Genomic DNA, 25,864 nt, shown 5'->3' with positions numbered 1-25,864 from the left:
TAATGAATCATCCAGTCTGTCATCGGCTTGAAGAAACACCTTCCTTTGAATGAGTTTTATGCAAGGTTCATGAAAATGGAAAGACTTTCAACAGGCTTACCCCACGCTATTTCATCATCGGCAAAAACGGTTAGCAATTCAGACAACATTCCGGGCATGGCAACAGCCGGGCAGCCTGAACAGATAGCGCCTCAAGAAATCGTTTCAACTGTTCCGCATACCAGAGCTCCAGTCTCGCGAACGCCTGAAAGGGCGTTGTCTGAAATGCACATTAGCCATCCTGTGGAAGGGGCCACACATGTATCCAGCACGACCGCCGATGATGACAAACTTGTTATGGAAATCCTGCAAAATCTACCCGAAAAAAAGCTGGATGAGGATCCCTTCGAAACCCATGAGGACAAACATCCTTATTTTCGCTTGATGCCAGAACACTCCAGCAAATATATAAAGCACTGCGCAAAAATACTCGAAGACTTGCTTTTTACCAAGGTAAGACAGCCCGAAAAACGTATACACATTTTGAAATTATTAAAAGCAAAACTATCAACAGAGGCTTGCCAATTCAATGACTTAAACAAAAAATTATTACATGAACTTCTGGAAAACAGCATTTGGGCAGATTCCATACTTAATCATATTTATAACGCTTTAAACAAAACAAGTTATGGTGATGACTATTGTCTTGACGCCATCAACACGATCTGGAAATTGTGCATTGAAAAAAGAGAGGGATGCCGTCTTTATTTTGAAAATGAACCGGGTTATCTTGCCAGATTCTACCAGGGAATCGCTGAGGGGCTTGACCATATTCACTCAGGTGGGAACCTGGACATTCATTTTATGCTGAGATTAGCGTTAATCTATGGTTTATTCTTTAATTTCCTGTATTTTGGTTTTGAATATACAATTTTGGAAGATGCTCACGATATATCAGAAGGATTGAAAGAGCTACTTAGCCAAAGTCATTGTACCTCAACCAGAGGGAAGTTGGCGTCTATTCTCCCTGAACCATTGAAGGCTCTTGCCAATTCTGCACTGAGCACATCTGATAACGATGAGAAATCACATCAGTGTAAGTATAAGTTGAGTTTTGAAAAGTGTGGTAAATTCTTCGACATATATATCTTTACTCCTGAAAATAAATCGCATTATTTACGCTGTAATGAATTAATTGAAAGCCAGGAAATAAAACCACCAACAAAATATGCCATAGACATGCTAGCGGATATACACGATACCAGTTGCAAGTTATGGCTATCTCACCTGTTTTCCTGTGGAAATACCCGTCTTTTTTACATGACTTTTCAGTTTTTACGGTTATACCAAAATAATTTCTGGCAAACTGATCACTTCAGCCGCGACTATAAATATTACCTGAGAAGTTCTTTTCTCCGTTCACCCCGGCAGGTCGCCCTAAACAATATCCACAAACTAGCTAAAGCTATACCACTTGATAAGAAAACGGGTTGGCGGGAATCTTTACCCACCACAGAGAAGCTCCGTTTAGCCTGCGCTGAAAATGATCTGCCAGTAGTAAAAGCGCTTATCGAAAAAGACCCTGACCTTCTTGATGTAACGCTAAGGCCGTGGGGAGTTAAACCACTACTATTAACCGGTATGGTTTGGCGTAACCCGGAAACATTCGAATACCTCTTAACCCGAGAAAAAGAAAGAAAAACAGAGCAGGACACAATAAAAATGCTGGCAACAGCAATAGAGGACCAACGATTTTTGTTGATTGACAAGCAATGGGAAATAGAAAACTACAACATGATTACAAACAGCATAAAAATATTATTGGCTATATTCGAAGACAAATACAAAATTATGCGCTGCATTTTAAATATGAAAAAGCGACCACCGCTTTCCCCTCAAGTTTGCTCTTTCTCAAAAATAAATTGGCTGATCAGCGAACTGCTCAACGCAGAGTATGCTGATAAAGTTGAAATTTTATGCTGTCATAATCAAGAAAAAATGACCATTCTTCATCAGACCTGCTTGTATCAAAACCCATTGTTGCTCGAAGCTATTCTGGAACATAAGGAAGGAAGAAACATACTATTTCTATCCGACAGCCATGGCTATACAGCACTTCACAGAGTCTGTCTCTCAGGTAATGAGGTAATGGTTAAAGCAATACTTAAACATGCGGCTGGACGTATGACGTTATTGTTATGCTCTTCTCAGGGCATTTCACCGCTATTCATAGCCAGCAGAAATAATTTTGACAAAATCATCAATGCGATCCTTGAATATCCCGAAGGACTCACGTCACTGTCGGTAAAAACAGATAAAGGTAATACACCTATGCACGTTGCCTGTCGGTATCAGTTATTAAAATCTCTTGAAACTATACTCAAATATCCGGAAGGCCGAGAAACATTGTCCGTAAAAAACAATAAATCATATACGCCCATAGATCAGGCCTTTGAATATAAGTATGTGGCTGCTTTTGAAAAAATACTTGCCTGTCCGGAAGGAAACTATGCATTAGTGTTGAAAAATAACGAAGGTAACATGTTGCTACATCTTGCCTCTGAATGTGGTTATTTTCCAGTTGTTGAACAATTACTCGAATATCCTGAAGGCCGGAATGCCCTGTCTATAAAAAATAAAGCGGGTAACACGCCACTACATCTTTGCTGTCAAAACAACCATTTGGAAGTCCTCAAAAAATTACTTGAATACCCTGAAGGCCGCGATTCTCTATCGGCAAAGAACAGTGATGGCTTTACGCCGCTTCATCTGGTATGTCATGCCAATGGCAAGGTTGATTTGGTACGTTGCATATTAAACACTCAAGAGGGAAAATTAATATTGAAAGAAAAAAGTAACGACGGAACCACCCCTCTTTTACAGGCCTGTAAAGATAACAACCATGAGGTCATGGAAGAAATCCTTAATTATCCGAAAGGTGCCGCCACTATAGATATCTATGATATGTATTTTGTTAGCCCAGCCTCTTTTTTTGATCCCACTTTTTCCGATTTCTATCGGCTAATGTCTGCAACAGAGACTGATGATGATTGATATGAACTCTCTCTTTATAGGTACAGCAACATTTTTAATCAACTGTTTACTGTTATGATTAAACTAATAACCTAAAGCAGTTCAGAATTTCGTAACAGATTTAAATATTTACTTCACTTTTGCTTTATTCATGAGTATTGGTAATCTCTTTTCAAAACCAAACTTCTAAAAAATGATAAATAACTGATTGAGAATACAGGCTCTCCTCTTTAACAGGGCATAACAGCGCACAAAAAATGTCTATATTCGTGTCATGGAAGTGCTCAGGGAGTCGCGTATAACTCATTAGCATGAAAAATGAGCAGTCGAAGGATGATCGTCATGCATCTGCTGTTTGCCTCTCTCACTGGCATGATGCCGAACAATAAGGGTTCGGCCAGTCCCGTCCTTACGCCTGCTGGCTCGTCACTCCCCTCACTGATAACCAGAAAGTCCCTGTACGCATCATTCGGTACAACCCTGCACTCTGACCATAACCAGGAGAAAGCCTATGCTTACCGGCTCGTGGACGCTTGACTGGTTCTTTGTACTGGCCGCCATCCAGATCGGCCTGCCCGTCATGCTGTGGATAAAACGTGAATCCACCGGCGTTAAGGGAATAGGAGAAGCCTGACCCAATACCCGTTTTTACCGCGTGAATCACATCGATACAGACCTATCAAAACAACAGTGATCACGACGCTCCTCGGAAAATTCCAATAACTGATCCGGCTCTGTCTGGCGGCTGTGGCTATGCATGCCCGTCCCGTCACGCGAGTCCCGGGAGGAGAGATCCTGTTATGTCTGAAATTAACTGGACGAACTGGCTGATTCTGATGGCATCGATCGTGGTGCTGATCGGCATGGGTTATTACACCAACAAGAAAATCGTACACGGCTCCGACGGTGAAGGCGGCTTCCTGCTGGCAGGGCGATCCCTGGGTCCCATCATTGGCGGCGGAACCATCGTTGCAACCGGTTTCAGCGGCTGGGGTTTCATGGGTTCACCCGGTGCGGCCTATGCCTTTGGTACGACGGAACTACTCGGTAACTTCTTCTTTGGTTTTTCACTGGTTATCGGTGTGCTGTTCTTTGCCCGGTTTCTCTATCGCCGCGGCGTCAAAATGGGCGCGCTGACCATTCCCGAATTTATCGCCAAAAACCATCCCGGCGATGAGCGCATGCAGCGGATTCTGCAGGGAACCGCTTCCATCATCACCGCCGTGCTGCTGAGTGTTTTCCTGGTCGGCCAGATCAAGGCGCTGGGTATGCTGGGCGGCAGCTGGCTGGGTATCCCGCTTGAGTACGCCGCCGCACTGATGGTTCTGGTCATTGTGATCTACACCAGTATGGGCGGACTCGCTGCAGTCGCCTGGACAGATACCTTCATGGTGATCTGCATGACCATCTCGGCCATCTACATCTGCTTCCAGATGTTTACCGATATCAGCCTGTTCGAGATGATCGAGCAGCTCAACGTCATTGACGCCAACCTGGTGAACCCGGCCACCGCCAATCCTTACGGCAGCGCCCCCTTCCAGATCTTCTACCTGCTGCCCTACACCATCCTGTTCGCCTGCGTGCTGCCTTACCAGTCTATCCGGCTGATGTCGTTCCGTCCGGATGTGAAAGCGCACCATGCCGCCATGGTGGTCGCACCCATTGGTCTGCTGCTGAGCATGATTCCCTTCGTCGGCCTGTACATGCGCATCAAGTTCCCAGAGCTGGCGGTCGCGGATGAAGCCATGCCCATGTACCTCAAGCACTTCATGCCGCCGATTGCGTCTGGCCTCATTACCCTGTTCATCCTGTTCGCGATGCAATCAACCGCTAACTCCGTGCTGCTGGTCGTGTCCTCCTCGCTGTCCCATGACCTGCGAAAAGCCATCAAGCCGGAATCCAGGCTCTCCGACAAACAGGCGATCACCCTGAACCAGACCATGGTGGTCATCATCGGTCTGATCACCATGGCCATGATGCTGTTTGCCCCACCGTTCATGCTGAACATGATTGCCATTATGGGCACCGGTACCTTAATGGCGTCGTTTGTCGGCCCGGTGCTGGTCAGCGTGTTCTGGAAAGGCACCGCCAAGGGCGCACTGGCGGCCATTATCTCTGGATTCTGCATCAGCGGCGGCCTGCTGGTCTTCAGCGACCTAGGCTGGATTGAGCCTCCCATCTACGCCGCGGTCTGTTCCAGCATTATTTATGTCGTTATCAGCCGTTTCACCCGGACAGATCCGGTAAGGAGCAAGGAAACCACCCAGGCTTCCCATTCCCATAACGCCAGACCGCTGGCGCATTAATTGGCGGTCAAACCCAGTTTCCGGGCGGACAGCCCGTCCGGATTGCTAATGATTGAGGTATTGGAGTCGGCTTTATGAAGCTTCAGATTGAGGATATTCATGTTCGTCAACTGGCGTTCGGCTCTCCCGGGCGGGTTGAAGATGGCACCGTTTACATTGACCGGGAGGCGGTACTCACGTTTATCCGGGAACTCGATACGCATATCACCGAGGTTCGTCTGGATATCGCCCAGCCCGGCGACAGCATCCGGATCATGCCGGTCAAGGACGTGATCGAACCGCGGGTGAAGATGGATGGCAAGGGGGTGATGTTCCCCGGCATCCACGCTGATGAAAACGAAATGGTTGGCGAAGGCGTCACCCGGGTGCTGAAAGGTATGGCAGTCGTTACCACCGGCAAGGTGGTGGGCTTCCAGGAAGGCGTGATCGACATGAGCGGCCCGGGCGCGGATTACACCCCGTTCTCCAAAACCCGGAACCTGGTCATCACCTGCGAAATTGATGATGCGTGCACGGCCCACGAGAAAGAGGCCATCCTGCGCAAGGTGGGGCTGGAAACCGCCCTGCTGGTCGGCAAGCTGGCGCTGGAAGGTGTACCGGATCAAGCCGCCGTTTACGAGTGTAAATCCCTTGCAGAACAGGTGCTGGAACATCCGGAATTGCCCCGGGTCGGCTACATCTACATGCTGCAAAGCCAGGGCCTGATGCACGACACCTATCTCTACGGTGTCGATGCCAAGAAGATCCTGCCCACCCTGCTCTCCCCCACAGAGGTGATGGATGGTGCGCTGATCAGCGGCAACTGTGTGGCGGCGTCCGACAAGGTCACCACCTACATGCACCAGAACAACCCGGTCATCCATCAGCTGCTGAAATACCACGGTACCCGTTACAACTTTGTAGGCGCCATTGTCACCAATGAAAACGTCACCCTGCAGGACAAGGAGCGTTCCTCCGCCTTTACCTGCAAGCTGGCACGACAGCTGGGACTGGAAGCCGTCATCATCACCGAGGAAGGCTACGGCAACCCGGATACCGACCTGGTGATGAACTGCAGCCGTCTGGAAGACGCCGGCATTGAAACCGTCCTGATCACCGACGAATTTGCCGGCCGTGACGGTGAAAGCCAGGCCCTGGCGGACGCCACTGACAAAGCCGACGCACTGGTTTCCTGCGGCAACGGTAACCCCACCGTGGTCCTGCCACCCATGGACACCATCCTCGGCCACCTGAACTGTGCGGACACCATCGTCGGCGGCTTCACTGGCAGCCTGCGGGAAGACGGCAGCATCTGCATGGAAATTCAGGGCATCATCGGCGCCACCAGTGCGGTGGGATTCCACAACCTGGCAGCCCGCGAAGGCTGATCGTTTCCGGAGAACATGCAATGAAAGTACTGCACTACATCAACCAGTTCTTCGGCCAGAAAGGCGGCGAAGAAATGGCCCATATCGGCATGGAGCTGGTCGAGGGGCCGGTGGGCCCCGGCGCCATGCTGGCCAACCTGCTCAAGGACAAGGCCGAGCTGACCCATACCGTCATCTGCGGGGATTCCTGGTTCAATGAAAACCAGGCGGTTGCCTGCCAGGGCATTACCGAGATTCTGGAACAGGTGAAGCCTGACCTGGTGATTGCCGGCCCTGCGTTCAACGCTGGCCGTTACGGCATGGCCTGCGGTGCTGTCGCAAAAACCGCGAAGGCACTGGGCATTCCCACCGTGACCGGCATGTACCCGGAAAACCCCGGTTTTGATGTTTTCAAGACCTCGGTCTACTGCGTGGAAACCGGCAACAGCGCCGCTGCTATGCGTACCGCCCTGCCCGCCATGGCGGAACTGGCGAAAAAGTACCTTGAGACCGGCGACTTCGGTTATCCGGAAGAAAGCGGTTATATGCCTCGCGGTGTGCGGGTGAACTACTTCGCCGAACGCAACGGCGCCGAGCGGGCTGTGGATATCCTGCTGGCCAAGCTGGAAAAACGGCCTTTCACCAGCGAATTTGAGATGCCGGTTTACGACAAGGTGGCGCCACAACCGCCCGTGGTTGATCTGACCGGGGCAACCATCGCGGTGATTTCTTCCGGCGGTGTGATTCCGAAAGGCAACCCGGACCGGCTGGAATCCTCCAGCGCCTCCAAGTTCGGCACCTATGATATTGCCGGCCTAGAACGCCTGGACCCGGAACACTGGGAATCCATCCATGGCGGTTATGACCCGGTCTACGCCAACGATGACCCCAACCGTGTCACGCCGCTTGACGTCATGCGAGACCTGGAACGGGAAGGCAAGATCGGCAAGTTGTACGACAAGATCTTTGTCACCGTCGGTACCGGTACGCCGGTATCCAACTCAGAAGGCTTCGGGCGTGATATCGCCATGCTGCTGCAGAAGGCCGGGGTGACCGCCGCCATCCTGACGTCCACCTGAGGCACCTGTACTCGTTGCGGTGCAACGATCGTCAAGCAGATTGAGAAGGTAATGCCTGTCGTCCATATCGCGACAGTAACGCCGATTTCCCAGACCGTAGGCGCCAACCGGATCGTCAAGGCCAAGGCCATTCCTCATCCTCTCGGTGACCCGACGCTGGCACCGGCTGATGAGAAAGCCATGCGCCGGAAGATGGTTGAAAAGGCGCTGACCGCATTAACGACAGAAATCAGTGAGCAAACACTGTTTTAACCACACGTCACCACCGTATCAGCCATTTGGCTGATACGGTGATTTATCACGTCTTTTCGGCATAATTTAATGGTTTGAAAACCATCAGCGTTTTCGAAAACGTATCAACATGTGATTCACTCTTCATTGATTTTCTAAGCCAGGAAGAAGGCTCTAATGCCTCTATTTCGTTAATTTCCCTATAATTCTTGCCCTTCACTTTCAGGCGATAATCGGTCTCATCATAGAGGCGATGCATGTCTTTCCACTTCCATTTGGGGATACCTTTCGACTTTCCACTAGATCCCATCTTAACAAATGAAACCCCCTCATCAGGACAGCTCTTTACGTAAATTTCCTCCCTACGCATCTTGTTAACAGCGCAGGTCGCCTGCCATACTGCCGTTGTATTGAACCAGTCGAATTTCCCATTAGAAACAATAAGAAGATTGCTTTTGGTTTGATCAAATCCTAAAACAACAACAGCATGTTCTGACCACTGTTTCGTACAGGCCGCATCAGGATTCATTCTTTCATCAACTTGAAGAAAGATTACGACAGGTATTTTATTAATAATATTTTTAAAAATAAGAGTCCTATATTCATCAATAGTTTCTGCAACCATTATTTCTGATTCAAAACTGGATTTTCTTGCAAGAACCTGAAACATTAACGGACTGGCCACCTCCCCCTGGACGGAACCATAGGTTTTTGAAACTTCTCTTAGAGAAACACTACAACTTTCGCTGCCATATTCATCTTCACCTTGCTGATTAATTATTCTTGTTTTTTTATAAGGTATTAGAGGAAAACAGCATTTCTTTTGATAAAAATACTCACTTACATAACACAAGGCTGCTAACTTACAGGTTTCTCCTTTTTGATAAAAGGTGATTTTAAATGGCAAAACGTGCCCTTCCCTTATTCTGGTTTTAAATTCTGACAAATCCCGATGCGATTTTTCTTTATCTTCTGACGCTGCTGTTAAACCTATGGATACTTTACTCGAAAGATCCATTTCCGGGCTCAATGCACCGGATTCATCTTCCGGTATTGCCGGACGTTGAGTCATCGAACCTTGCGTTACTGGCCTGATCATCGTTCATCTCAAATGTATTGTGGTTTTTATCAGCGTATGGACAGCAAATGACCGAACGCAGTCTTCAAATCTACAAAATACCGGAGTGATTCATACACTTCTTCACTGTCAGTCATAGAGTGATCTGGGCAAGAAATGCATTACTGTTCTTGCAAAATGGTCGTCTGGTGAAGTGCACTTTCTGGATTTTCGTAAATAGCTGGAAGGTGTTAATTGCTCGATATCACTGAACTCGAAATAGATCCTGTTACCTACAAACAGTTTATAGGACGTTTCATCGTAAAGACGGTGCAGATCTATCCATTTCCATGGATATAGGAGGGGATCTGTTTCAACAATGGAGCAGAAGCCCACATTCTCACCTCTGTCTTTTTTCGCATATATTTCCTCTCGCCGTTCTCTGCTCATTACACAAGTCGCCTTCCATACTCTTTTTAAATCCATGAAACATATAGATCCATGATTAACAACCAAAATAGTGTCTGATAAAAGGTCATAGCCAAATACTGCAACCGCATGCTCTGCCCATTGCTTTTCATAGGTATGGTCAGGGTTACCCTTCGAATCAACATGCATAAAAATAACGACGGGTATTCCTCTATCAATCATAGAAACAATATAATCTATATATTCGCTAAAACTTTTTGCTACAAATTTAGCCGTCAAAAATTCCAGATTTTTTGCAATATTCTCCATCATGCCAGGACTCGTTACTTCCCCCTGAACCGAGCCATTCATTTTAGCGATTTGTCTGATTGAGATTTTTGAAGAAAAATTTTCATCCAGATAGCATGCCGCGTTTGCCTTTTTATAAAGTGGCGTGATTGGACAGAAACCATTTTGTTGATAAAACCCGTAAACATTTGCAAAAGCAACCAATTTACAGCTTTCTCCATATTACATATTTGTAACATCTACTTCGTAGGGTAGGAAATGAGATATAAGACTTAATGTTTTTTTTTGAAAAATTATTTCCTTATAATAATCTATTGACTTTGAACTATGGAGAGAAGTACCACTTACCCTTAATCGAAAACGAATACTGGATGATTTATCACGACGAAGATTATTACTAATGTTTTTTTCGAATTGTTCCCTTTGACGTTTTTTTATATCAGCCATCAATTGATGGCATTCATCCTTTATTTCCCTGTTTTTCTGAACCAGTGCCTGATTTTCAACGACTGATTCAGAGAGTTCAGGTTTAGGGGATTCATTGCCTGATGCCTGAGTCACCACTCTCTCTTCTAATGTTGCTGGTTCTAATCCATCGTAATAATCTCTACCTGAACCTCTTACTTCAAGGAGCTGATTCAAGTACCCATTACTTTCATCATTGTCAATACTGTCAGCACTATAAGAGCCTGTTAAATCACTATCACTACTAACCAGTGGTGGCGGGGTATCACTATTAATATGACGCATTGTATCAAAAAATCCTTACAACAAATAAGTGCCAGTACACTAGTAATCTTTTATTTTGTCAGCGATAACCGAGAAGGTTTGTTCGATGTGACAACTACGCTTCAGGTACTTATTTTAGTTAAACACTAACTGAATAATATCTATTCATGAAATCATAAAAACAATAGATTTTAAATCTCTTAAACAAAACACTATTTAGTAAAACGTTAACTTTGGCAACCACCTGCAAATAACATTCAATGATTTATCAGTTAAAATAACCTGTTTGACAGCAAATTATATCAATAATGGCATTTTTGGTAAGGAAAACCAACAATTACTATATCATCATCACCATCTGAAAACTGGCATCAAACAGGCAGCTTCATGCGAGATAGTGAATTCTTACAAGAAGATTTCTGCTTTAGTTTCATCCATCTCAGGAATGGAAAAAATCAAAACCCAACAAAAAATACCACTCTCTACAACCATTAAAAGTTTCATCTAAATCATCAATAAAGTTTTCCTTTAAACATTTCGAACTAATTATTACAGCAAGCAATCTGGTTGTTAAATTATCCATCACCATAGTTAGGCGTACTTCTGAAATATTTTAAATATTGATGGTCGAACAAATGATCACAACACACTTATTTTGGAGAACTACCATGCCTGAGATTCAAATCCCTGTCATCCGTTGCGAATACCCAAAGCAAGGCATACAACAAATTGACCAAAAATCAGATAAGAGTAGCGAATACCGTCTGGAAATTAATGGCAAGAGTTACTCAGTCACAGGTCTGGCGAGCTCAAAAGAAGGACGTATTGTCCGCCATACAGATACCTCCGTGACGCCTCACAAAAATCTGGAAGAGCGCCGATTCAAAGCCACCTTCTACCATGACTCTACACATACTTTCCTGCACCTGGAATGCCCTGAAGTAGAAGGTAAAGAGGCTATTGATATAGCGGTAGGAAAATACCCGCGTAGTAAAGGGTTGTTCAAGCTTGGATCAGTAACACAAACAAAAATTGCCGGATTTCCCAATAGCTTTGTGAGAACAGCTGTAACGATCGCTATTGCCAAACCTTTATTTGTTTTCTGTCTGTCTTTTCCTACAGATGCATTCCTGAATGATGAAAAGCGCCTCTATCAACAGTTTGGGGAAGATTGGCGACATCATCCTTATGTTACCTTTGAAATGAAACAAGAAGATGCTACTGAATTATCCAATTGGGTATTAGATTTGCGAAATCGCTCTATAAATGGAGAAAACCCGCTTAAATTCCGAATATTAGATCAGGATTGCCATGAGTTTACCCGTCAGGCATTTGAAAAAACCGGTTTCCCCGGTCAGTTTATTGATTATTTTGACGAAGAGACGTTAAGCTCTCGCGGTGCTTCTGTTGCAGAAAACGTGTGGATGTCTCAAAGTTTTTCTGAAGGGTTGGCTCGTCTCTATAAAAATTATCTAATGCCATGGATTAAATGGACTCCTTACAGCACTTATGAAAAACCTGAACCCACGCTTTCCAGTATACAGAAGCTACTTACATCGGCTGAGGGTAAACTGAAAATAAGCACTAAAGCTTCAGAAAGACGATCAAAACCACAAAGAACCGGTTGGTATGAATCGATAGTGGCCTATTGCAGCTCTTACTCGTCTTTGACTACCGCAGAAAGATTGCAAAAAGAGCAACGCTATAACGAAGCCATTAACGTGCTTAAAAACGAAACTAAAAAATTCAGACAGGAAATGGAGAAAATCCAACAGGAAAATAATAAAATCAAAAAGAAAAACAAGAGAATTAAAAACGAAAAAAATAAATTAATAGAAAAAAAACCGGATGCGAAGTGGCTGGAAGATACCGATTTCCACTTGCGGATCATTGATTCTACCGCTGACAAGATTATTCACAAGACTGGCCAGGAAAAGAAAAAAACGGACTAATACAGATATAATCCAATAACAGCTGGATGCTTGAGCGTCATCATCCAGCTGTAATTTGATGTACAGTGTTTATCAGTATTTCAGAATCCCCTTCACATCTACCCGCTTTCCGGAGGATTGGATGGTCTTGTCGATGGTAATCTCCAGCTGAGCCAGCTGTTCCGCCACAGGCTCGGTCAGCGTGATGTTTTCAATCACAAAGCAACCATGCAGCTCACAGCGTTTGTCGAACATCTGGTGTTCTCCGCCATGTCCCCCGATGCCATAGCTGTCGATCACAATAAAGGCCGGTGACTTCGTCAGAATCTGATCCAGTACATCGCTTTCCAATACGGTACGGGTTTTGGCGTAGATATCATTCCCATAACCATTGCTTTCCAGGTTAGCGGTATAAAGCACCAGCGCCTTCCCTGAGAGGTTTAACGGAATAACAGTATCCATAGTGGGCATACCTTTGCGGCAATCCAGAACCACTGCCTCAACCCGGTAGAACACTTCCTCAGGTTCACGGGTATAACAGTCAATATGGGTACCAATATGTCCCATGGCGCTGACAGCATCAGACTGACGTTTCGCCCACTGGAAAGCCGGATGATCTTCAGTGAGTTCAAGGGAAAGGGGGACAGGTTGCATGGTTACATCCTTTCTGTATCGGTAATGTCTTTGATGCGACACAGTGTAGGTATTGTTGGACTGGCAGATTACAAACATCCGGACAAAAACTATCGTAAACAGGACAACCCACTATCTTCGACTATTTGAAAAACGACTCGAACAGCTCCCTGCGAAAGCGCATTTTTCAGCTCAGAAAACAGCGGCTCAAATTCGATCAACTATCGATTTTTGACTCAAATCAATGTTCATGGAACAAACAGCTTTTCCCTGATAGTCGTAAGCATCAAACAGGTAAACTCCGGCAATTTTTTTGTAGTTTACCGCGCCCGAAAGCGTAGGATAGCAACCAACCCCGAAACAGATGGCAACATCAAAACCGGGAAGAAAAAAACTGCCGGACAGTCGTTGCATGATAAATAACCGGCAGTCGTGAACAAAAGCGCAGTATGGATTCCATTTTTACCGATATTTTTCGATTAAAAATGCGGGATGGTTTTGCCCGAAGAATCCGGGCCATAAACGACACGGCTTCCATTTTACCAGAGGGTAAAGCGTCAAGCCGCGGGCTATGGCGACAGCGCACAGGGTGTTGATTTGATCAGGCAGCATCACTGCCGGATCTCAAATACTGACGTTAGATAAAGTGTTAACTGAGGAATACTCCTGTGACTCAAGATACTATTGTCAGCTCCTGGAACGACTTTGACCCTCTCCGCCACGTAATCGTCGGCCGCGCCGACCACTGCTGCGTGCCTCCTTCAGAACCTGCTGTAGACGACAAAGTACCTGTAGACAGCAAGATGAAAGGCATGTGGGGTCCTCGTCCGCTGGAAACCGTTGAAGCCGCTAACGAACAGCTCGACGGCTTTGCCAAACTGCTCGAATCCCGTGGTATCCGTGTTGACCGTCCTACTCCGATCCAGTGGAACCAGGCGGTATCCACCCCTGACTTCCGCACCTTCTCCATGTTCGGCTGCATGCCCCCACGGGATGTTCTGCTGACTGTCGGTAACGAAATCCTCTCCGCAGCCATGTCCTTCCGCTGCCGTTACTTCGAATACCTGGCCTACTGGCCGCTGATGAACCAGTACTTCCGTGAAGACCCCAACTTCCGTTGGGAACAGGCGCCACGTCCTCGCCTGACCGATGACTCCTACCGTCCGAACTATGGCATGGGCAAGCACGCCATGACCATCGAAGAGCGTCTGGAAAAAGTGGCTGCCAAAGAGTTTGTCACCACTGAAGTAGAACCGATGTTCGACGCCGCTGACGTCATGCGTATGGGTAAGGACCTGTTCGTACAGCACGGTCTGACCACCAACCGCACTGCGATGGAATGGATGCAGCGCCACTTCCCGAACCACCGGGTACACGCGGTCAACTTCCCCGGCGACCCCTACCCCATCCACATCGACGCCACCTTCGTTCCTCTGCGTCCCGGTCTGTGCATCAACAATCCGCATCGTAAGATGCCGGAAGAACAGCGCAAGATCTTCGCGAAGAACGACTGGGAAATCGTTGATGCAGCAATGCCTGCCCACGACAACCCACCGCCGCTGTGCTACTCCAGCACATGGCTGTCCATGAACTGCCTGGTGCTGGATCACAAGACCGTCTGCGTCGAAGCCAGCGAAGTACACCAGATGGAACAGATGGACAAACTGGGCATGGAAGTTATCCCTGTGCCTCTGCGCGACGCCTACGCCTTCGGTGGTGGTATCCACTGCTGCACCGCGGACGTCTATCGCGAAGGGTCCTGCGAAGACTACTTCCCGGTTCAGGTGCCCGGCACCCAGATCCGTCCGGTCGAATAAGAAAGATAACAGGAAAGCGCTCAAGCGCTTTCCTGGTTTTAGTCAGGTATTATTCTCTACTCCACACACCCGACATCAGCCTTGACTCGCACTTCCCGACACCACTCAAGACTTGCCCGTTTCGTCAGCATTCCTGCCAGCATTAACAATCAAGACATCCATACTAACTTTCACCGAACGATTCATTAATAAGCAAACCAAAGTAAACAGAATATTATCTGTTACAGCTTTGGCCGATTTGGGTAGGTTTATTTTCATGTTACAAGCAAGCATGGTGAAATTCCGAAAAGCTGACAAATAGTTAATGTAAATATTTTATCTGTACCCAAAAAGGATTTAATGATGATAATGGAAATGCGAATTCCCAGCGCCTTGTCAACGATTGAACAGAGATGTTACTTGAACGAAAATCAAGATGAAGACTTTAATACATTTCATGAGTATGATCCTGACTACAGTAGATTTACCACCAATATAAAAACAATAAACTTAGATTTTGTTTACTTACTTCATCCAGTAAATTGCGCTGATGAAACCTGTAAAAAAATAATAAGTTCAATACGTGTTTCAAAAGCTGAAATAACATTCAAAACTATTCCTGACGAAACAAACAAAGAAAACAGACTTATCACAGATCTTATATTTAACAGTAAAAAAACTTTAATATTTAATAAATCATTTCCTATTAGTAAAATAGGAGACATACAAAAAGATGAATTCTATGATAGCTTTTATAAAAACGGAGAGGTTATTAACAAAAAATTCGAACACCAATTAAGTCCGGAAGAATTATCAGAAAAGAGTTTTTACGCAACAGGGGAGTCGGATACCATACGCTCAGGTATTTTAATTGGTAAAAATTACAATTTATTGGGTGGGCTTGGAAATTGGGAACCTGGTGAAGAATTTTCAAAAGAAATTATCAAGCATTTCGGAGAAGAAACTATTAAAGATTTAAATGAAACACTTGAGACTTCTGTTTTTCATCAAGATGGGATTGATCTTTCTGGCGTTGCAGCAAAAGTTCACGGTAGAGATATATATATTATTACTTCAGAAAACAGCCGCGAAAAAATGAATTTTAAAAAATTGACTGCAGATGAAATAAATGATTTACAAATGACAAGTGAGCAGTGGGGGATATACTGTATGTATGAAAAAGATCATAAAATGATTGAAGAAAACCTACCACTTTTTGTTTCACTCGATACAGTCATAAACGATATTGATCAACTGGATGTGTATCTGGATAAAATCAAAGCGTTCTTCCGCGAAACAGGAAATAAGCCTGAAACCCCTACAACCTCAGCTGTTGCCGAATGTACTCATGAATTGGCACAGGAAACCGTAAGTCCGGATAGTTCTGTTTCCTTAACCTCTGGTTCTGAACAAGGTGAAGGTGAAGAAGAAATCAATAATATTCAAAAAGTCATCACCTTTTTAAAAAACAATAGATCCCATATTAAAAAATTGATATTGATCGATTACCGAAGAGAATATATAAAAACTAACAGAAGCCTGAGTGAACATCTACGTGAGTCTTCCAATGAAAGAAGTGATAAAGAAGAAGACGAATGCTGGGAAAGTATTAATAATTATTTTGGAAGCGAAACCTTTATGTCTTTTCAAGAGATAGTAGATAGCGTATCCAAAGTCTTTAAAAAGTTTGATAAAAAGGGAATGTTGATAAACAAATATGGTCCGGCAAGTCAAAAATTAGGGGAATTACTAACAGAACTCTTCAGCAAGCTTACTCTATTAGGTCAACGTCATGATACAAATATCAAGCCGGACGCCGGGCACCCTTAAGGATATGGCATAGATCCATTGATGTTCATTCGCTAATAGTTATATCTAGCTGGGCTCAATTGTGATCATTTAATACTTTTCTGTTAGTGATTTATTTGACCATTTAAATAAACTGATAACAGTTTTACAAATCAGGCAGAAGGGAAATAAAATGATACATTTCCATGATACAAAAATGATACATTTCCATGATACAAAATGTTCATCAAAATGCGATGTAAACAGCAGAATTGAAACTGGCAGGAAAAGCGGTAGCAGTGAAAGGGTAAAACCATACCCAACAGAAAAAAAAAGAATGATCGATGATAAAGACAGGTTATCAATCTCATATAAAACGGGAAGAACAGAGCATAGAAAGATTATACCTTATGAAGTAAACCTAACTGTCAGGCCTTTAGATGAAAGTGAAGTAGGACAGTATTTTCAAAATTTATATCGAAAGGGTAGCCATTACGCTTACAATCCACATGATATTTCAACCATAAATAAACCAGAATGGTTTAATTCCCACTTGATTTGGCATGCTATCAAGCTATTTGACGATGTAATTTTTCATGCCTTATCAAATATCAGTGAAGAAAAAAGAAGCCTTAGTCTGTTACTGAATAAGGTCGAATCCGTTGAACCTTACTTATACCTCGTCTTTAAACGATGTATCGTATTGGGGTTAACGCTTAGTGTTGATAAATCGGTACTCGATATTAACTCCAAAACAATCATACCTTTCTGGATAAAACACTCATTAATCAAAGGAGGTGTACACGTCAATAATGCATGGTTAGATAACTGGTTATCAACAGAAAGCAATATGAATAACATTAAAAAAGACTTACATTTTAAATTCAGTATCGATGATAAATTATCACCAGGGGAAAAAGTCGAGAGCTTATTTTCCCTGGGATTTAAAAGAACAGAGTTACGAGTGGATAATAAACCCGAATCATTATCGAATAGCCTGTGGTTCATTGTGTCTAGCCTGGGACTCTACCTTTATCAATGTCATGATCAAAAAATTGATCCGTTATCAAAACAAGCCTTCTGGATTCACGGAGAGTTTTATATATATCACGATATACTCAATCGTTTTTTTTCTGGCCATAGAGAGTCCTACAAAAAACCACCGCTAGATATTCCCGAAGAAACATTAGAAAAGGATCGACTGCATGTGGAAGGTTTGCTGGATTGCTTAGCCACGCCGGATTATTATCCAGAGTTCACAAACTGGCGAGAATGGCTGAATAATGAGGTGATTTTAACCTGGATGAGTCATCCTTTTCACCTGTTGAAAGAGTCATTCCATATTCTAAAGTCCAAAGAGCATCTCCCCCCGGAGGCATTACCTGCTTCTCCGTGAACATCCCGTTGTCAGCTCAGAAAACAGTGGCTCAAATTCGATAAACTATCGATTTTGACTCAAATCAATGTTCATAGAACAAACAGCTTTTTCTCATATTTGTAAGCATCAAACAGGTAAACCCCGGCAGTTTTTTTGTAGTTTACCGCGCCCGAAAGCGTAGGATAGCAACCAACCCCGAAACAGATGGCAACATCAAAACCGGGAAGAAAAAAACTGCCGGACAGTCGTTGCATGATAAATAACCGGCAGTCGTGAATAAAAGCGCAGTATGGATTCCATTTTTATCGATATTTTTCGATTAAAAATGCGGGATTGTTTTGCCCGAAGAATCCGGGCCATAAACGACACGGCTTCCATTTTACCAGAGGGTAAAGCGTCAAGCCGCGGGCTATGGCGACAGCGCACAGGGTGTTGATTTGATCAGGCAGCATCACTGCCGGATCTCAAATACTGACGTTAGATAAAGTGTTAACTGAGGAATACTCCTGTGACTCAAGATACTATTGTCAGCTCCTGGAACGACTTTGACCCTCTCCGCCACGTAATCGTCGGCCGCGCCGACCACTGCTGCGTGCCTCCTTCAGAACCTGCTGTAGACGACAAAGTACCTGTAGACAGCAAGATGAAAGGCATGTGGGGTCCTCGTCCGCTGGAAACCGTTGAAGCCGCTAACGAACAGCTCGACGGCTTTGCCAAACTGCTCGAATCCCGTGGTATCCGTGTTGACCGTCCTACTCCGATCCAGTGGAACCAGGCGGTATCCACCCCTGACTTCCGCACCTTCTCCATGTTCGGCTGCATGCCCCCACGGGATGTTCTGCTGACTGTCGGTAACGAAATCCTCTCCGCAGCCATGTCCTTCCGCTGCCGTTACTTCGAATACCTGGCCTACTGGCCGCTGATGAACCAGTACTTCCGTGAAGACCCCAACTTCCGTTGGGAACAGGCGCCACGTCCTCGCCTGACCGATGACTCCTACCGTCCGAACTATGGCATGGGCAAGCACGCCATGACCATCGAAGAGCGTCTGGAAAAAGTGGCTGCCAAAGAGTTTGTCACCACTGAAGTAGAACCGATGTTCGACGCCGCTGACGTCATGCGTATGGGTAAGGACCTGTTCGTACAGCACGGTCTGACCACCAACCGCACTGCGATGGAATGGATGCAGCGCCACTTCCCGAACCACCGGGTACACGCGGTCAACTTCCCCGGCGACCCCTACCCCATCCACATCGACGCCACCTTCGTTCCTCTGCGTCCCGGTCTGTGCATCAACAATCCGCATCGTAAGATGCCGGAAGAACAGCGCAAGATCTTCGCGAAGAACGACTGGGAAATCGTTGATGCAGCAATGCCTGCCCACGACAACCCACCGCCGCTGTGCTACTCCAGCACATGGCTGTCCATGAACTGCCTGGTGCTGGATCACAAGACCGTCTGCGTCGAAGCCAGCGAAGTACACCAGATGGAACAGATGGACAAACTGGGCATGGAAGTTATCCCTGTGCCTCTGCGCGACGCCTACGCCTTCGGTGGTGGTATCCACTGCTGCACCGCGGACGTCTATCGCGAAGGGTCCTGCGAAGACTACTTCCCGGTTCAGGTGCCCGGCACCCAGATCCGTCCGGTCGAATAAGAAAGATAACAGGAAAGCGCTCAAGCGCTTTCCTGGTTTGTTCAGGCGTTATTCAGTATCAGGCAAGGATAATCAGCACCATTGCGCGGAGGATACTCACAATGTTCACCAGTTCATGGACCGCTGCCAGTTTTGTTGTGCTCAACCTTGCGCTGTTAGGTTTTGTGACAGCTGTCTACTGCTACCGGGAAGCGAAAGGCGCCAAAGGTATTGCGGAACAGTGATCGCTGAGCCATCACCGCCAGCCATTTCTCACTGTTTTTCCTGCATCCTTCACGTCCGGACTTCCAGACAGTTTCATCAAGAAATCCAATACCAGGGAGTTCACCGTGTCCACAACCAATACCAAGGCCCTGGGCTATACCACGATGCTGATATCAGCGACGCTGATGGGCTGCGTGGGATTGTTTGCCCGCCATATCAATACTTCCGGTGATGTTATTGCCTTTACCCGTTTCCTCGTGGGCGCCATCGGCACCCTCGCCATCATTCTTGCCAGCGGCAAGCTGATCTACCTGCGTGGTACACGACTTTCACCCGCTATCGTCTGTGGCGGTGTATCACTGGGTCTCTGTTTAGCTGCCTATGTGTCGTCTACTCAACATACGACTCTCGCCAACGCGGTATTCCTGATTTATACCGGTCCGCTGTTCTCCAGCATCCTGGCCGCCATTTTCCTGAAAGAGAAAGTGGACAAAATTACCGGTTGTCTGCTGTTCCTGGTCTTCATCGGAACGCTTATGATCCTCGGTCTGATCAACTACGATGCTGCTACCGGCTTTACCATGAGCCTCAGCTTCAAAGCGGAAAACATGCTCGGTGATATGCTCGGCCTGGTTTCCGGCTTTGGTTATGGCCTGTATCTCTTCCTCAGTCGTTATCGCACCGAAGTATCTTCCGAAATCCGCTCTTTCTATAACTTCCTGTTCGGCGGCATCGGTATCGCGGTCTACCTGATCCTGAATCCGCCTTCACTGGCGATGATGGACGGCAGCTCCTGGCTCTGGCTGATCGCCATGGCCTTCTTCACCGGCTTTGCCGCCCTGGGTCTGCTGGCCGTGGCCGCCCGCCACCTGAAAGCCGCGGAACTGGCCTGTGTCGCTTACTTTGAATGCGCGGTCGGTGCCGGTATCGGCATCCTGGTCTTCGGTGAAACCATGACCGCCTTCCAGGCCTTCGGTGGCGCCATGATCATTATTGGGGGTGTCGGCCAGGTGGTGGCCAGCACCGTGGTCGATCACTTCAGCAAATTCCGACAGCCCGCCCCGGTTCCAGAAACAGTTCGTCAAACGCACTAACCGCTCTACAGGTTAACTGTTTCACGGCGCAGCGACACAACACGCTGCGCCCGCCAAGAGAGAGGATTCACTGATGACCTCGAACTGGATTAACTGGGTTGTATTGGGTATTTCCGTTTTTGTCCTGGTGGCCATGGGACTGATTTCCAGCCGCCGGGTCTGTAACAGCAAGGGAGAAGGCGGGTTTCTACTGGCCGGGCGCAGCCTGGGGCCGGTGGTGGGTGCCGCCAGTATTGTCGCCACCGGTTACAGCGGCTGGGGCTTTATGGGCTCGCCGGGGGTTGCCTACAAGTACGGCACTATCGAAGTGCTGGGCAACTTTCTCTATGCGCCCGCCATGTGTCTTGCTGTTTTATTCTTTGCGTCTTTTCTTTACCGCCGCGCCCTGAAGATGGGCAGCCTGACCATCCCTGAGTACATTTCCCGCAGCCATCCCGGCTCCCCTGCCATGACGCGTTTTATCCACGGTTTTGCTGCACTGGCAACAGCGCTGTTGCTGCTGGTTTTTCTGGTAGGTCAGCTCCGTGCCATGGGTATGCTGGGCAGTAGCTGGCTGGGGATTTCCGTGAATCAGGCTATTGTCCTGATGATCGGGATTATCATCCTGTACACCACGCTGGGCGGAATGGCAGCCGTCGCCTGGACAGATACCCTGATGGTTGCCGGCATGACGGCTGCAGCGGCATTCATCGCCTACCGGATTTTCAGTGATGTCTCTCCGACAGCGCTATTAGCACAACTGGAAGCCATTGATCCGGCACTCATTGCTCCGGAAACGGCAGCGCCCTATGGTGATTCCCGGTTCCAGGTCTTCATGATTTTCCCCTATGCTTTCCTGTTCAGCGCCATTCTGCCTTATATGTCTGTACGTTTTCTGGCGTTCAGAAAGGATGTGAAAATCCACCAGGTCGCGCTGATTATGGCGCCGATCGCCTGCCTGCTCAGCCTGGTACCCATCGTCGGGCTGTATGTGCGTATCCGCCATCCGGAACTGGGCAATGCCGATAACGCCATGCCCTATTTCCTGGCGAATTTTGTCTCGCCGCTGGCATCCGGCCTGATCACCCTGTTCATCATTTTTGCGATGAAATCCACGGCCAGTTCGGTGCTGCAGGTGTCGTCTTCCGCCCTTTCCCATGACCTGCGCGTCGCACTCTTTCCGGATCGTCACCTGTCCCAGAAACATGCCTTGCGCTTTAACCGCTGCATTTTGGCCTGCCTGGGTGGAGTGACCCTGGTGATGACCCTCTACGCGCCGCCCGTCATGCTGTCATTGTTCGCGATCACCGCCACCGGCACGCTGATGGCCACGCTGATAGGCCCGGTTCTGATCAGCAGCGTCCTGCCCGGCAACGCCAATGGCGCACTGGCCAGCATGGTCACCGGTTTCTGCCTTTGTGGCGGCCTGCTGTTATTTACGAATACCGGCTGGGTGGAAGCGCCACTGTTTGGCTGCCTGGTATCCAGTATCGTTTACGTGGTGGTGAGCCGTTTAAGCCGTATGGAAACCCTGGTGGTTGGCAAACCCCGGTTACTGACCCTGGCGGAGTCCGGGTCACACTGAAGTCGAGGAGCCGTTATCAGTAACTACTGATAACACTTTGCCCTGCTTTTGCAGGGCTTTTTTTTTACTTGTCCGGTTTGCCTTCTAACGGATCCAACCAGCACAGACATGATTCATGTTTCAAACCTTATAAGCAGAACAGCAGGCTTTTCCTTTATACAGTGAGGAATACCTTTATCAGGATCAGTCTTATCCAGGGTGAACACTCTATGCTACCAGTCACGATTTCAAACTGAATGTTTTCAATAATGATGAAACAGGCAGAGCTTTCATCTATTTCCCCATTCATCTTATTACATCCAGCTTTCTGAAAGGGTTAATTTAACTCATCACAGCCTTATGCATCTCCCTGTAGTAGTCTGAATCTTTTAGATATCACTCCTTGGTAGTTTTTTAAGATCTGAACATCATCGTCATTGTTTTTGACTACTCCTTTATATAAAAAAGATACGTGAAAAATTAATCTTTTTAAGATTCAGGAGGTAATTTATGCCTTACTTAAATGCAAATATTCCGATCCTTGATTGCTATGTGCGGGGAAATTACCTAAGAGATCAAAAAGATTCACATGATAAATTTTTCGAATGCTCTGTATTTGGAGTAAGCTCAATACCCGGCGAAGTTCCTCTTTTCCATTTTCTTATGACAGATGGTGGTGTTTGGTGGAAAGCACCGATATCTGCGTTTTGCCAAACACCAGATATCGACGAATTACCACTCGATGAAATCTGCATGTGGGATTCATTTAGTTATAACATCAGTGTTACAACCTTTTACCAGCTGTCCGGATGCAAAATTCAATATATTTCAAGGCGAAATCAAACAAGAGAAGGTATCTATCTATTTACATTGGATTGGTGTCATGGCGATTTCAATGAGCTTGATTACGGCTATTCTAATAAACCCGATCAACATAAATGTGGTCATGTGATTGAGCTTGATGATGGTAATTATGCTATCCAGCCCAACAACCGCCTGAAATTTTTTGATCCTTGCGTTGCTGACAAACCGGATTTTCTGATTCACCGACTGGTTAATACTCGTCGATGGTCGGTAGAAACCACATCCAAATGGACCACCGATGAAAAAGAAGAAGGCAGTTACGACTATGAATATAAATCTTTAGATGACAACGATTCATAGCAGATGCTCTTTCAAAGGATGCGTCATGCACCCGCTATCTGGATCACCGTTACAGCTCATGGAAAGCAACGCTCGGTCATGTATCAAACCTGTTGATAGCGCACTCTGAAGATAAATTCATCGATCACTTTATCATCGAACACATTTCAATGGGGTTATCATGTGGTCTGCACAGGCTTTACGGCTTTTACAATTAACCAAGGTAACCAGCCTGTCATCCTGCCCATTGGGAAGCTTGTTTTTCATAAGGACAGCCTTGCGTTTTCCTTAGCCGGTAGTTTTCGCCGTACATTATCGCGCACTTCGCCTTTTATTGGGGCACGTACTGAACAAAGAATTCGCTCAGATTGAGAGGACCGAATTCACCGCTATAATGAGAACCCCTTGGTGCCTTAGGTTTGACCCGAATCCAGAGGTTTCCATCCTTATAATAATACTTATCTTCCCAGTCAATCCCTCGTATACTGGCAACATGTTCAGGTAATTGCACTCGATGTTTCCAAACATTCACTGTCTGTGGATTATTATCATCATGATATTGGTAAAGCCGAACCCCTGCCACTTCTTCCAGTTCAGAGCCAACATCGGCACTCAAGGTCACTTCCTTCCTGATCCATTCCCGGGATTCATTACGTGTGATGGGTATGGAGACTTTAGTTTCAGGTCTACCAGGCGACAGACATTTTAAAGTTTTGATTAGTGAATTATCTCTCACCGTTGCTGCTTTTACGTTTCCAATCTTTAAAGGACTACAATAATACTGATTATTACAGTCGTAACTGTTCATTTTCTGCCAAATATAAACACACTCAGGAATATTAGAACTACCTGCTTTCAGACTAGCAACAACTTCTTCTGCTGATGGCGGTTTTAAACCACCCTGTTTACTCTTACAACGATTATTCTCAGAGGTGATATATTTCAAATAAGGCGCATACGATGATAAATCAAATTCAAAAACCCCCTCTTTTAAATGGCATTCAGTGATCATTCTTCCATCAATACAGTCATTGTATCTGGCGTAATGATTAGCAACTACCTCTTCCTTGGTTAAATATAAGCCTTTGCCTTCACACACTGCTTCCCTGTTTCCCATCATCCACTGTTTTCTTCTTTCCAGTCCATATATACCCTCACCTTGAAGGTATACATTGCTATCAGGGATCCAATCTTTCATTCCATTAGTCTGGACAAAATCCTTGAATTTATAGGGTAACGACTCACTGTGCTCTTCGAATATTTTCCGATAATGCTCTGGCACACGATCATCAGGATCAGTTTGATCACCTTCATTGCCGTGGAGAACATCGCATTCATTTGTTTCATTATCAGACGATTGATCCTCAAACTCCATTAAAAATTCGTCCAGGTCGAATCCTTCATCACTTGTAAGGTCCGCGTTCAGGGCCTGATCCCCTGTGTTGTCAGGCATTGAATCTGATGATGACTCATCACCTGGAATACTATTATCATCTTCTAAATGTGGGCTGGCCACGTTTTCACCCTCTGGAATGGGTGGTAACTCATGATTATTGTGTTTTTCCAATAGCGTATTTACATCGCTCTCTGGCTTTTGAATAACTCTATCATCGTGTCCCGGTCCATGCGGATGGGAACCAGCGTCTTTGTTAACATCAGTCTCGCTGCATGATGTCTGTAAACCATGAAGCAATGGATCTATTTCTGTTTGTGCATGCTCACACTCATCAGTGGTTGCAGCGTTGATATTCTCATCAGTATCTGGGCACGTTAAATATGACCCATCGGACATTGATGAACTCCCTCCATTATCGATAGATGTAGATGTCGGTATCGGTGTCGGAAGAACTCCATCCCCCTCTACAGCAGCCGAGCTTTCAACAGCATGATCCCCTGACAGCGTAATATTCCGGACGCTAATCTGTTTTTGTTTAAACTCCTTTGCAAATGCTGTTTCCTGATACTTTTTATTATTTGCAAGCCGCTCAATATGAACATTGCTGGAATGACCATCATCAATAGTTTTATCATAACTATATGAACAAGAAGAATAAGTACTCAGCACCGTTGATTTATCCATTCTGTTTTCTACCTCCTAAAACCTCAGAATTATAATTCTTGGACAGTAGAGTTAAAAAAAAATTCATTATTATCCCAGATAATTTAAAAAATAATCTTTTTTCTCTACACATAAGTACCCGGTCATAAATAATCTGCTAT

At 45.9% G+C, this 25,864-nt stretch carries 20 protein-coding genes; 14 read left to right on the top strand and 6 right to left on the bottom strand.

Features of this window, described 5'->3' with window-relative positions:
• The first annotated feature begins 75 nt into the window (after positions 1-75).
• The 5 genes from AC27K1_RS05060 to AC27K1_RS05040 all read left to right on the top strand — a co-directional run bounded on the left by AC27K1_RS05060 (position 76) and on the right by AC27K1_RS05040 (position 7,995).
• Complete coding sequence (locus AC27K1_RS05060) at positions 76-3,033, top strand: ankyrin repeat domain-containing protein (protein WP_487148807.1); 2,958 nt, start codon at positions 76-78, stop codon at positions 3,031-3,033.
• Positions 3,034-3,523: 490 nt separating this feature from the next.
• Positions 3,524-3,646 carry a hypothetical protein gene (locus tag AC27K1_RS05055; protein ID WP_487148806.1) on the top strand — a complete coding sequence of 41 codons (123 nt, stop codon included), beginning with the start codon at positions 3,524-3,526 and terminating at the stop codon, positions 3,644-3,646.
• 166 nt (positions 3,647-3,812) lie between these two features.
• Positions 3,813-5,318, top strand: a complete 1,506-nt coding sequence (locus AC27K1_RS05050; protein WP_487148804.1) for a sodium:solute symporter family protein — start codon at positions 3,813-3,815, stop codon at positions 5,316-5,318.
• Positions 5,319-5,392: 74 nt separating this feature from the next.
• Entirely contained in the window at positions 5,393-6,685 is a 1,293-nt protein-coding gene (locus tag AC27K1_RS05045) for a glycine/sarcosine/betaine reductase component B subunit (RefSeq protein WP_487148802.1), read from the top strand.
• A gap of 20 nt (positions 6,686-6,705) precedes the next feature.
• Positions 6,706-7,995 (top strand): glycine/betaine/sarcosine/D-proline family reductase selenoprotein B, encoded by a 1,290-nt coding sequence (locus AC27K1_RS05040; RefSeq protein WP_487148801.1) that lies wholly within the window; start codon positions 6,706-6,708, stop codon positions 7,993-7,995.
• Between the two features lie 46 nt (positions 7,996-8,041).
• On the opposite strand, the gene AC27K1_RS05035 is transcribed toward AC27K1_RS05040, so the two are convergent.
• From AC27K1_RS05035 to AC27K1_RS05025, 3 genes are all read right to left on the bottom strand, one after another.
• Positions 8,042-9,046 carry a hypothetical protein gene (locus AC27K1_RS05035; protein WP_487148799.1) on the bottom strand — a complete coding sequence of 335 codons (1,005 nt, stop codon included), beginning with the start codon at positions 9,044-9,046 and terminating at the stop codon, positions 8,042-8,044.
• 135 nt (positions 9,047-9,181) lie between these two features.
• Positions 9,182-9,952, bottom strand: a complete 771-nt coding sequence (locus AC27K1_RS05030) for a C39 family peptidase (protein WP_487148797.1) — start codon at positions 9,950-9,952, stop codon at positions 9,182-9,184.
• Positions 9,953-9,970: 18 nt separating this feature from the next.
• Entirely contained in the window at positions 9,971-10,498 is a 528-nt protein-coding gene (locus AC27K1_RS05025; protein ID WP_487148795.1) for a hypothetical protein, read from the bottom strand.
• Positions 10,499-11,145: 647 nt separating this feature from the next.
• On the opposite strand from AC27K1_RS05025, the gene AC27K1_RS05020 reads away from it, so the two are divergent.
• Positions 11,146-12,429 (top strand): hypothetical protein, encoded by a 1,284-nt coding sequence (locus tag AC27K1_RS05020; protein ID WP_487148793.1) that lies wholly within the window; start codon positions 11,146-11,148, stop codon positions 12,427-12,429.
• Between the two features lie 72 nt (positions 12,430-12,501).
• Here the strand turns inward: AC27K1_RS05020 and AC27K1_RS05015 are convergent, their stop codons facing one another.
• Positions 12,502-13,062 (bottom strand): hypothetical protein, encoded by a 561-nt coding sequence (locus AC27K1_RS05015; RefSeq protein WP_487148792.1) that lies wholly within the window; start codon positions 13,060-13,062, stop codon positions 12,502-12,504.
• Positions 13,063-13,248: 186 nt separating this feature from the next.
• Complete coding sequence (locus AC27K1_RS05010; RefSeq protein WP_487148791.1) at positions 13,249-13,455, bottom strand: hypothetical protein; 207 nt, start codon at positions 13,453-13,455, stop codon at positions 13,249-13,251.
• 254 nt (positions 13,456-13,709) lie between these two features.
• On the opposite strand from AC27K1_RS05010, the gene AC27K1_RS05005 reads away from it, so the two are divergent.
• The 8 genes from AC27K1_RS05005 to AC27K1_RS04970 all read left to right on the top strand — a co-directional run bounded on the left by AC27K1_RS05005 (position 13,710) and on the right by AC27K1_RS04970 (position 23,665).
• On the top strand, positions 13,710-14,858 hold the full coding sequence (locus AC27K1_RS05005) for a hypothetical protein (protein ID WP_487148786.1): 1,149 nt from the start codon (positions 13,710-13,712) through the stop codon (positions 14,856-14,858).
• Between the two features lie 348 nt (positions 14,859-15,206).
• Complete coding sequence (locus AC27K1_RS05000; protein ID WP_487148790.1) at positions 15,207-16,667, top strand: hypothetical protein; 1,461 nt, start codon at positions 15,207-15,209, stop codon at positions 16,665-16,667.
• A 151-nt stretch (positions 16,668-16,818) separates the two neighbouring features.
• The gene (locus AC27K1_RS04995; RefSeq protein WP_487148788.1) at positions 16,819-18,021 is read left to right on the top strand and encodes a hypothetical protein; all 1,203 of its coding nucleotides are present in this window, start codon (positions 16,819-16,821) and stop codon (positions 18,019-18,021) included.
• A 490-nt stretch (positions 18,022-18,511) separates the two neighbouring features.
• Positions 18,512-19,660, top strand: a complete 1,149-nt coding sequence (locus AC27K1_RS04990) for a hypothetical protein (RefSeq protein WP_487148786.1) — start codon at positions 18,512-18,514, stop codon at positions 19,658-19,660.
• A gap of 101 nt (positions 19,661-19,761) precedes the next feature.
• Positions 19,762-19,884: a hypothetical protein gene (locus tag AC27K1_RS04985; protein WP_345197114.1), complete on the top strand. Its 123-nt coding sequence runs from the start codon at positions 19,762-19,764 to the stop codon at positions 19,882-19,884.
• Between the two features lie 105 nt (positions 19,885-19,989).
• Entirely contained in the window at positions 19,990-20,958 is a 969-nt protein-coding gene (locus AC27K1_RS04980; protein WP_487148785.1) for a DMT family transporter, read from the top strand.
• Between the two features lie 73 nt (positions 20,959-21,031).
• Positions 21,032-22,522, top strand: a complete 1,491-nt coding sequence (locus AC27K1_RS04975; RefSeq protein WP_487148784.1) for a sodium:solute symporter family protein — start codon at positions 21,032-21,034, stop codon at positions 22,520-22,522.
• Positions 22,523-23,011: 489 nt separating this feature from the next.
• Entirely contained in the window at positions 23,012-23,665 is a 654-nt protein-coding gene (locus AC27K1_RS04970) for a hypothetical protein (protein WP_487148783.1), read from the top strand.
• A gap of 310 nt (positions 23,666-23,975) precedes the next feature.
• Here AC27K1_RS04970 and AC27K1_RS04965 read toward each other — a convergent pair whose 3' ends face one another.
• Positions 23,976-25,724, bottom strand: coding sequence for a hypothetical protein (locus AC27K1_RS04965; protein ID WP_487148781.1), 1,749 nt, complete (start codon positions 25,722-25,724; stop codon positions 23,976-23,978).
• Between the last annotated feature and the right edge of the window lie 140 nt (positions 25,725-25,864).

The organism is Kistimonas ophiarachnellae, assembly GCF_057552235.1.
Note: the sequence above shows the minus strand (reverse complement) of the source record. Positions and strands in the feature narration are given on the sequence as shown.